6 protein-coding genes are annotated in these 6,654 nt (G+C 67.6%); 3 read left to right on the top strand and 3 right to left on the bottom strand.

Going from position 1 to position 6,654, the window contains the following annotated elements:
- Nucleotides 1–707: transposase (locus tag V6U88_RS28025; RefSeq protein ID WP_334457553.1), on the top strand; the 707-nt coding region annotated here is incomplete at its 5' end.
- A gap of 1,451 nt (nucleotides 708–2,158) precedes the next feature.
- On the opposite strand, the gene V6U88_RS28020 is transcribed toward V6U88_RS28025, so the two are convergent.
- Nucleotides 2,159–2,533 (bottom strand): RusA family crossover junction endodeoxyribonuclease, encoded by a 375-nt coding sequence (locus V6U88_RS28020; RefSeq protein WP_334457551.1) that lies wholly within the window; start codon nucleotides 2,531–2,533, stop codon nucleotides 2,159–2,161.
- A 92-nt stretch (nucleotides 2,534–2,625) separates the two neighbouring features.
- Between V6U88_RS28020 and V6U88_RS28015 the strand changes: the two genes are divergently transcribed.
- Nucleotides 2,626–2,907: a hypothetical protein gene (locus V6U88_RS28015; protein WP_334457549.1), complete on the top strand. Its 282-nt coding sequence runs from the start codon at nucleotides 2,626–2,628 to the stop codon at nucleotides 2,905–2,907.
- An 88-nt stretch (nucleotides 2,908–2,995) separates the two neighbouring features.
- Entirely contained in the window at nucleotides 2,996–4,093 is a 1,098-nt protein-coding gene (locus V6U88_RS28010) for a hypothetical protein (RefSeq protein WP_334457547.1), read from the top strand.
- 493 nt (nucleotides 4,094–4,586) lie between these two features.
- On the opposite strand, the gene V6U88_RS28005 is transcribed toward V6U88_RS28010, so the two are convergent.
- Together V6U88_RS28005 and V6U88_RS28000 are read right to left on the bottom strand one after the other, a co-directional pair.
- Nucleotides 4,587–5,324, bottom strand: coding sequence for an EcsC family protein (locus tag V6U88_RS28005; RefSeq protein WP_334457546.1), 738 nt, complete (start codon nucleotides 5,322–5,324; stop codon nucleotides 4,587–4,589).
- Between the two features lie 111 nt (nucleotides 5,325–5,435).
- Nucleotides 5,436–6,578, bottom strand: a complete 1,143-nt coding sequence (locus V6U88_RS28000; protein ID WP_334457544.1) for an IS110 family transposase — start codon at nucleotides 6,576–6,578, stop codon at nucleotides 5,436–5,438.
- Nucleotides 6,579–6,654: the final 76 nt, after the last annotated feature.

Here is a 6,654-nt window from a genome sequence, read left to right as displayed (position 1 = left end):
TGCTGGAGCTCATTCCGGGTGGGGCGAAGAAGAGTCTGTCCGCCGCCCAGGCCAAGGCACTGCTGGCCACGGTCCGGCCCCGTGACGCCGTCGGCAAGGCCCGCCGCCGGGTCGCCGCGGAGCTGATCAGTGACCTGGAACGGGTCTACCGGCGCTCCAAGGACGCTGATAAGGAACTCAAGGAACTGGTGGCCTCCACCGGCACCACGTTGATGGATCTGCACGGCATCGGACCTTCTGGCGCCGCCCGACTGCTGGTCGAGGTCGGCGACATCACCCGCTTTCCGAACCGGGCCCACTTCGCCTCCTGGAACGGCACCGCCCCCATCGACGCGTCCTCCGGCGAGCAAGTACGCCACCGGCTCTCCCGAGCCGGGAACCGGCAGATCAACCGGGTACTGCACATCATGGCCACAGTCCAGCTACGCAACCCCACCGAAGGCCGCGCCTACTTCGACCGCAAGAAAGCCGCTGGGAAGACATCGATGGAAGCGATGCGAGCGCTGAAACGGCGCCTGTCCGACATCGTCTACCGACGGATGATCGACGACGCCACGACGGCCACGGCGACGGGCCCGGGAGGACAACGGGAGACGACTACTGACTCCAGCGTGACCAGCTCACATCCCCATGCCGGCTCTTCGGAGAAGTCACTTCCCGGACCCGCCACCACCCAGCTTAGAACCCCACTCCCGACGATGGCTTGACACAGAGGGGAGCCAGTTGAGGACATCGCTGGCTGACCAGCGATAACCCGAGAAGGTAGACACCTTCGGGCGCGCCGAGGAGGTCACCGAGCAGGAAGCCCTGGCCAGAGGGTTGCCGGTGGGATGCAAGTCCCGGTTCTCGGGATCCGTATCGGCGCCGCTACGGCGGATTCCAAAGCCGTACGTCGACCCAGCATGGCCCTCGTGAATGGCGTCAGCGGGCCCCAGGACGGCGGCCGGCACCAGCCAGGCGGGGCGCAGCTAACACTGCCACTTCGGTGTTCTTTGGGAGGTCACGATGGACCACTCGGCTGCGTCACCGCAGGTTGGAGCCCTCTGCTCTGTCCGAACTCGGTGAGCGCTTCGGGGCGCGTGACCACTTCGCCGACCTGCACCCGACCCGCTCCCAATTGCAAGGCCAAGGCATCCAGCAGCTCCTTACCGCCTTGACCTGCGCACACTCCCCCGCCAGGCGACTAGAAAGTGGTCGACTGCTGCCCAGAACCCCGCAGCACTCCGTGTGAAGCAGGACGCTGCACCGACGCTGACCTGCGCAAACGAGAACCCGCAGGTCATGGTGGGTGCATTTGAGTGCGGTTCGGTGCCGTTGAGCGCTGTTCAACGCCGTTGAGTGCAGCCGGTTGCTCCCAACCTGCTCCCCGGCTTCGGGCCGCGAATCCGGGGACAACTGATCCCCTGGACCGGTCTCCCCTCGGGCAGGCCGACGCCCGTGCGGACCGCCTCGCCACCACGCGGCGCCGGCCCTCGGCTGCATGGCCGGCGCTGCCGCAGGCGAGCGCGCCCGTAGCTCCCAACCCGCTCTCACAGATACGCCAATAGGATCATCGAGGCGGCTGCGGCCGCCCCAGCGCACGAGCAACTCCAGCCTCTCCCCGGGCCCCGCATATGCGGACGGCGCCCGCGCGCACTGTCCAAATCCGCGCATCCCGGCCTTGCCTAGGCGGTGGCGCGTGACGCGCGATTAGGGTCTACGGATGCGGGATGACATCGTTCTGCGGCTCGACCGCGCAACCGCCGAAGATCTGTACGTCACGCTGTACGAAACCGGGAAACACATCGCGGCTGGCGCAGCCATCACACCGCCCAAGCCGAGGAGGCCGAGCGGCTGGGCACCCTCCTGCGGGACCTGGGCCACGCACTTGGCCATCGCTGCTCGCCGTACTGCGACCACCTCTAGTTGGTGGCGAGTCGCGCGTGTTCAGCGGCAGACGCGGACGTCGCTGGGCTGCCAGTGAGCGGCGCTGCGCGGAAAGTTCGTCGGCGTCTGCGAACGGTCGCAGGCTCGTCACAGGATCCGGGCCAGCGCGGTGCAGGGTGCAGCCGTCCGACGCGGTGGCTGTCGACAGCCGCTCGGTGGCGCTGCCACCCCGAGCCTTACCGTTCGTCGTCGATCTCTAATAGGTCCTCGGTGGCTCTCGGACCACCTAGCCCTACTGAACCAAGCGCCGAACCTCAATCCGAGCCCCGGGCACTTCGTCGCTGCGAACGGTGCGCTTGGTCGCCTCTATATGATCGACGCGGTCGTCTGCCGCTTGCGCTGACCCGCGCCATTCTCGGAGCCCAAATACACCCTCCATCGCATCCAACGTAGGCTTGATTAGGTTGTCGAGGTCCCACACCTCGTTGGCGTTGCGCGCTTCAGGCGTACGAAACTCGACGAGAACCGAAAAGCGCTCCGACCACGGGCCCAAGCCACTCTTGGTGATCGCCTCGCGGACCGCGGCCTTCCACGCAGCCTCGGCTGCCGACGAGTAGCTCGCCGGCCGGCCCACCACCTCCACGATGACGAGCGTCTCGAACCTCATGACAAACCATCATGGCCACCGCAGCCCCTGCAACGAAAGACTCCCGCCCTCGTCACGGCAGATCCGGCATGAGTAGATCTACGCTTACGGTCATGGCCCGCTTCTACCGTCGTCGCTGGGAGGAATCGCGCGGCGACGAGTTCGACGCTTGGGGGCACTCGGTCTGGTACTTCGAGGTCGATGACGAGGGTTGGCCGGTCCGGCCGATCGAGGTGTACGACCGCGGCCCGGTTCTCCGGTACGGGCCCGGACGTGAGGCAGATCAGTGCGGTGGCCTCGGGCAGACAAGCCTTGATGATCCTGACGAGGACTGGAGCCCATTTGCCATCACGCGAACCACATTCGGAGACGCCTGGGACTCCGCTCTCGGGTAGTCCGAGCCTAGACAGATCAGCGCGCCTGGCGGCAGATCCGGGTGTGTGCGGCGGTTAGTCCGGCGAGGCGATCAGTAGGATCCCGGACATGTCCGATCTTGCCGCGCGGTTCGCCCAGCTCGCCGGCGAGTACGACTCCCGGAAGAGATCGGCGACCGCGCTCGTCGGGCGCTGGGACTGGTACACCTGGCCGGGCCTTGATCTTCGTCCATTGCACTTCGAACGGGACCTGCTCAAGGCTGGCCGCCGGTTGGACGCCAGACCGCCGGTGGATCGGGATGTTCTGCGCATCGGGTTCGACGCCGAGGGCCGCGCGGTGGTGATCGAGGAGTACAGCGGCTTTCTTCACGGCCGCCTGTACTACGAGACGTTCGTCGGCCATGACGGCGACGTGGTCGAGGCGGCGCACTTTGATACGGACGGGCCCATCTACCTGCACGAGTACCGCTTCGTGGACGGGTTGATGCGCTCGGCCGACATGGTCGCGCGGGGCGGCTCGGGGCGGGAGTCGTACGCATACACCGATGGGCGGATCAGCCGCGTCGAGATCGAGCACGACGGCCGGGCGCCTTCGGTGCTGACGGCGGAGCACGACGACCGCGGCCTGGTCCGCGTCGTCGAGGTCATGGGCCGTCGGTCCGAGGTGCGCTATGAGCGGCCGCCGGCCGGATTCGACCTCGAAGCGGCGTGCCGGACCATCGAAGACGCATTCCTCACGCTGATCCCGGACGCCGTTGCGCGCCTGACGGTCGACGGTCCCGCCGCCTGCGTCGCGCTGAGCTACGACCGATCGGACGCGCTGTCCTTCGAGGTTCACGGGGCCACTGAGGACGAGCGCGCCGCTCTGGCGGCGATCGACGCCCAGGCAGCATGGTCGCCGGCCGACTTCGAGGCCAGTACCGACGTCGACCTCGACGACGCAGGATCGGTGTGGCTGGTACGTCAGGAGCTCGCCCTGCTCGACGCGGGCGACCTCGATGCCGCCGCCGGATCCGAGGTGGGCCGGCGACTGTTGTGCGCGGTGGCGGCTCGGCTCAACCTCCGTGACTGGTCGGACACGCTGCCAGTCGCCGACGACTTCGTGGTGTACCCGGTTGACTTTGAGCTGGTCGACCTGGAGCGGAACCTGGCCGCCTGCCTGCCGCCGGACCGGCTCGCCCGGCTACGCGAACGCGGCCTACTGTGACTGACCCCGGCCAGGCCCGACCTCCGCATCCGCACATCCGCAGTTGAGGAAATCGCTGATTGAGCAGCGATAACCCGAGAGGTAGACGCCTTCGGGCGCGCCGAGGAGATCTCGGAGCAGGCACCGCTGGCCAGACGGTTGCTGCTGGGATTCGAGTCTCAGCGCTTTGGAGTCCGACGCCAGCGCGACCGAAAGTAGAGCAAGACGTCGGTGCAACAGAACCATCTTGACCGGCATCCGCGCCCTCGACGACAGCCGGCACCAGCCAGGCGGGGAGCAACGGGCCCTAACCACTTCGGCCTTTCCGGCGGGTCAAGCCGGCTCGCTCATGCCATAGACGGGATCTTAAGAACGTGGTCCGACTTGTTCGCGGCATGAGGGCGCATCGGGCATCCGTACGCGTGCCGGGCGAACGGTCGGGACTGCCACGGATTCAGGTAGCGTCCATTCCCTGCTGACGCCCGTTTTGGCCCGAGGTCATCGGAAGCGGCGGCTACGTTTGCTCTGCGACATCCGTGGCTGGGAAGTTTTTCTTCGCCCAAGCACCGACGGCCCGGGTGCTGGTGAAGTTGACACCGCCGCCGATCACGCCGCCCACGACGGGTGCGAGCTTGGTCAGGTTCACGACGCCCTTGGTGCCGGCCTTGGTGATCAACCGGAAGCCGACGGTCTTGTTGATCTGTATGAGGACCCGGCCGGGGACCTGCTTGATGACGCTGACGGCGGACTTCGTGCCGATCTGGACGCCCGCCTGCGACAGAGCCTCGGTTGCCGAGGACCCGATCAGCGACATGAGAACGACGGAGCGCACCTCGTCGGAGCGGATGTCGTACCCGCGTAGGTGTGCGATCGCGCCAGCGAGGCGCGCCTGGGTGAGCCAAAGCGCCGTAAGGTCGGCGGGCAGCGTGACGGGCAGGGTGATCAGTCCACCGAGGCCGGCCAGGAAGCCGGTGCTGGAGGCGAGACGAACGTGCGTCGTGATAAGGCGCTGGATGGCCCTCTCGATGTCGCCGTGCGTCGTGAGGTGCTCCTCCGCGACTTGGATCGACCCCTTCCACGGGCCTCGACCGTCAACGCCGACGGTGGAGAGCTTTTCGCTCAGAGCCTTGGCCCTGTCGCTGAGACGCTCGAGCCGGGTGGGATCACTGGTCACGGGCTCGGTGGTGTCCTCACCCTGCGAGATGGGTTCCGAATCGTCGTCAAGCAGGACCTCGGGATCATGATCACTCATGGAGCGAGGTTAGCGGGCAGGACTGACGTCCGGAGTCAGCGGAAAGTACACCGTCGTCTCACCGAGCATCTAGGCTGCGCGGCCCGGGCGTCGCCCCAGGGCGGGAGAGGCTCAAGAGCGCCTCTGTGTGTCGACCCGTGCCGGTGGCGAGTTTGAGTTGATCTTTGGTGAGGTGTCGGTAGAGGACGTTGGTGAGGCGTCGTTTGAGCGCGCGTCGGGCTTCGGCGGGCGTTTTCCCTTCGCTGAGTTTGCGCTGGTAGTAGATGCGGCCAGGGCCTTCGTCGCGGGCTTGGACGAGCGCGATGGTGTGCAGGGCGGTGTTGAGTTGCCGGTGGGGTTGAGCCGGTGGCGGCGGCGTTCGCCCCTGGAGGCCTCGAGTGGGGAGGTGCCGGCGTAGCTGGCGAAGTGATCGGCGGTCGGGAAGCGGGTGACCTCACCGACGTGGCCGAGGATCTTGGCGGCGATGATGTGCCCGACGCCGCGGATTTCGGTGATGGTGGAGTGCGTCTCGCTCAGGACCTGCCGGATCTGGGCCTGGTTGGTGTGCAGGCGCCGGTCCAGGTGGCGTGGGTCCGCGATGAGGTCACGGGCCAGGTCGCGGCGGCAGCTGTCGGTGGCGGTAAGCGGCCGGGTGTTGCGCAGCAGCGCGGCGGCTTTGTCCGCGGTGAGGTCCAGCGCCGCGCCGCCGGGGATCAGATCACGCAGCAGCACGTGAAGCCGGTTGAGCAGCCGGACGCGTTCGCGGGCCAGGTCGTCGCGGCGTTCGGAGAGCAACCGCAGCCGGGTGTGGTGATCCTCGGCGGCGACTTGGCGCAACCGCTGGTGCCGCATGGCGGCGTGGGCGACGCTGGCGGCGTCCGCGGCGCCGGTTTTGCGGGTGCCGCCGGTATCCAGCAGTCGAGCTCGAGCGGCCAGGGTGGCTGGGACGTCGACGACGTGCTCGCCGGTGGCGGCCAGCAGTCGCGCGATGCCACGTCCCAGCCCGGCGGCGCCTTCGACAGCGAAGCGGCGTTGCGGCCAGCGGGCGGCCCAGTCGGTCAGCGTCTTGTATGCGGCGGCGTTGACGGTGATCCGCCTTGTCGCCAGCAGGTGACCGGTCTCGTCGAGGGCGACAGCGGCCAAGGAGGACTTGTGCGGGTCGATGCCGATCGTGATCACGGAGAGCTGGGTGCCTTCCGCCAGCGAACGAGGATCGCCGTGGCGGGCAGCCTGACTTGGGGAATCGTTGAGCACGCCCCTGTTGAGCCACGTCACGGCCGGGCGCCGGCCAGCGGCGGCACGCTCTTGCCAACCCGAAGGCGGCAAGGGGTATGCGAGCCAGTGCCAGCCG

Origin of the sequence: Micromonospora sp. CPCC 205739, assembly GCF_036906795.1 — a bacterium.
Taxonomy (GTDB): domain Bacteria; phylum Actinomycetota; class Actinomycetes; order Mycobacteriales; family Micromonosporaceae; genus Micromonospora.
This window is presented reverse-complemented; position numbering and strand designations above follow the sequence as displayed.

Bases quoted from the DNA above. Each gene is read 5' to 3' on its own strand.
- V6U88_RS28010 (WP_334457547.1), top strand. From the start codon at position 2,996: ATGTCCGATCTTGCCGCGCGGTTCGCCCAGCTCGCCGGCGAGTACGAC.
- V6U88_RS28005 (WP_334457546.1), bottom strand. From the start codon at position 5,324: ATGAGTGATCATGATCCCGAGGTCCTGCTTGACGACGATTCGGAACCC.
- V6U88_RS28020 (WP_334457551.1), bottom strand. From the start codon at position 2,533: ATGAGGTTCGAGACGCTCGTCATCGTGGAGGTGGTGGGCCGGCCGGCG.
- V6U88_RS28015 (WP_334457549.1), top strand. From the start codon at position 2,626: ATGGCCCGCTTCTACCGTCGTCGCTGGGAGGAATCGCGCGGCGACGAG.